1 protein-coding gene and 1 pseudogene are annotated in these 2,241 nt (G+C 70.1%); both read right to left on the minus strand.

All coding sequences use genetic code 11. From position 1 onward, the window contains the following. A pseudogene (locus tag G9373_RS45040) lies at nt 1-192 on the minus strand (metallophosphoesterase); the annotation flags it as partial. Beyond that, nucleotides 189-1,976 (minus strand): substrate-binding domain-containing protein, encoded by a 1,788-nt coding sequence (locus G9373_RS45045; protein WP_167121290.1) that lies wholly within the window; start codon nt 1,974-1,976, stop codon nt 189-191. The pseudogene G9373_RS45040 and the gene G9373_RS45045, both read right to left, overlap by 4 nt. Nucleotides 1,977-2,241: the final 265 nt, after the last annotated feature.

Below are 2,241 nucleotides of genomic sequence, written 5' to 3' on the forward strand. Positions count from 1 at the left end.
GGGACGCGCCCATCCCGGGTCGAAGGCTTCGCCGCTGCCGACGCCGACGACCGCGAGAACCCACAGGACCACGAGGGTCACGTCGACGACCACCGACCAGGGACGGCCCAGCCCGATGGCCCGGACGAGTCGCCGATGGAGCCACCAGCTGACGAGTGCGAGGAAGACTGCGAAGACCAGGAGCCTCGTCACGACAGCAGCTTGCTGATCGCGGTCGGCAAGGCCGCTCCGTCCGAGGACGCGACCTTCTCCAGCGACCCGCCGGTGCGATCGGCCAACGCCTGCAACGTGTTGAGGTCGGAATTCTCGCCGATCGTCACCACGTCGATGCGCACCGGCTTCGACGTGCTCGAGGCCGCGGCGATGGCCGCCAGCAGATCCGCGCGCGCGACGGAGTCGTCGTTGGCGCCGTCGGTGACGAGCAGCACCGAATTGGTGAGGCCCGGCGTGTATCCGTCGACCGCACTCTTGTAGGCAGCTTCGAGCGACGTGTACGTCGAGGTTCCGGTGGCGGGTGTCGCCTTGGCGAGCCGGGCGTCGAGGGCCTGCCTGCGGGTGCCCTCGGTGAAACCGCCCGCCGAGAGCGGACCGGTCGCGACCACGGTCGTGTACGGCCGCGACCCGTCGAGCGTCGTGCTGTACTCCCACAGTCCGAGGTTCGACGAGTCCGGAGCACGGTCGACGTGGGCTGCGAGCGCTGCTGTCGTGTTCGCCAGGCGCGTCGCCGTTCCCTCGCGCTCACCCATCGAGCTGGAAACGTCGAGCAGGACGGTGGAGGTGCGGGGCGTGATCGGATTCCGGATCACGTGCATCAGCTCGGCCGCAGCCGCCGCATCTGCGGGAACCAGGGTGGATTCGAAACCGGGAAAGGCCAGCGCGGTGTCGTCGGGGCGGGCCAGTCCCTCGACCCGGAATCCTGCGTCGGCCAGGACCTGCGCCTGTTCGGGTCGACGGACGAACTCCGCGAACTGCGCGGCGGCGCGGCTCTGCGTCTCGTCGACGGATGGGCCGGCCAGGACGGCCGCCGGGTGATCTGCCACGGGTGTCGGGCCTTTCGGCATCGATGTGGTGATGTCGGCTCCGGGTGCGTCGCGCAGGGCCTGGTAGACCTGCTGTTCGGTAGCCGCGACCGCGTGGACGTCGGAGGTCGCGGGATCGCCCTGCTCGGCCAGCGCGGTGAGTGCCTCCCGCGTCGTCGCGGGCTTCGTCCCCGACGACGCCTCGTAGCCGAGCGCCAGACCGGTGAGTGCCGACGTGACCGGAGCGGAACGTGCCTGCTCCTCCGTCACCGGACCCGTGCTGCTTCCCGTGACCGCGGCCGCGACCGCCTCGACTGCCATCTCCGTACTCTCGGCGCCGGGGCCGACGGGGAGCGCCATGCCCAGGCTGCCCCAGCCCGGCAGACCGAGAGCCGCGAGGGAATCGCGGCCGGTCTGCAGTGACGGCAAGTCCTTCCAGTCGATCGCCGGCGTGCCCAGCGCATTCGCGAACGCCGTCCGGACCGCGAGCACCACCGGGCTGGTCGCCACGGGACGCGCTTCGCCGCTGATGACGCCGGTTGCCGACACCTGCTTGACGGAATGCGAGCTGGACGGAATCCACAGAGCGGGCCGAGGACCGAGTGCCGCTGCGTCCCACGGGCCGTCCGGCCCCGCGGACAAGGCGTCGCGCACGGTGTCGGACGCGACGGCAGTGACCGTCACCGACACGCATTGATCGCGTATCACCGGCGCCGTCTCCGTGAAATGGTCGGCAAGCGTCTGCAGCTGGGGTGCGATATCGGGATCCGCCGCGACCGCGAGTACGGATTCGCCTTCGACGCAGGCGCCCGCGGCAGCCACTCCCTGATCGTTGATCCGGTCACGCAACTGGAACCAGCCCACCACGCCCAGCACGAGCACGACGACGAGACCGAGCACGATCAAAGGCCCCCTGCTGATACCCCTGGCGCGCGATTCGCCGCGATGCTGCCCCACGTGCTTTCCAGCCCCTGTCCGACGAGTTCGACGTTGACCCTCGCAGTGTAGTGATGCGCAGGATCACCCCGGCCTGACACGTGAGTGGCGAAGCGTGCCGGGGCACGCTTCGCCACTCACGTGGGGGAGGGGGGGCGGCCGGGTCAGGCGTTGGCTGCTTTGTATTCGCGGCGGCGGCGGTGCAGGATCGGTTCGGTGTAGCCCGACGGCTGGCGGGTGCCGTCGAGGATGAGTTCCTTCGCGGCCTGGAAGGCGATGTTGGTGT

Source organism: Rhodococcus sp. A14 (assembly GCF_011603105.1).
Lineage (GTDB): Bacteria > Actinomycetota > Actinomycetes > Mycobacteriales > Mycobacteriaceae > Rhodococcus_F > Rhodococcus_F opacus.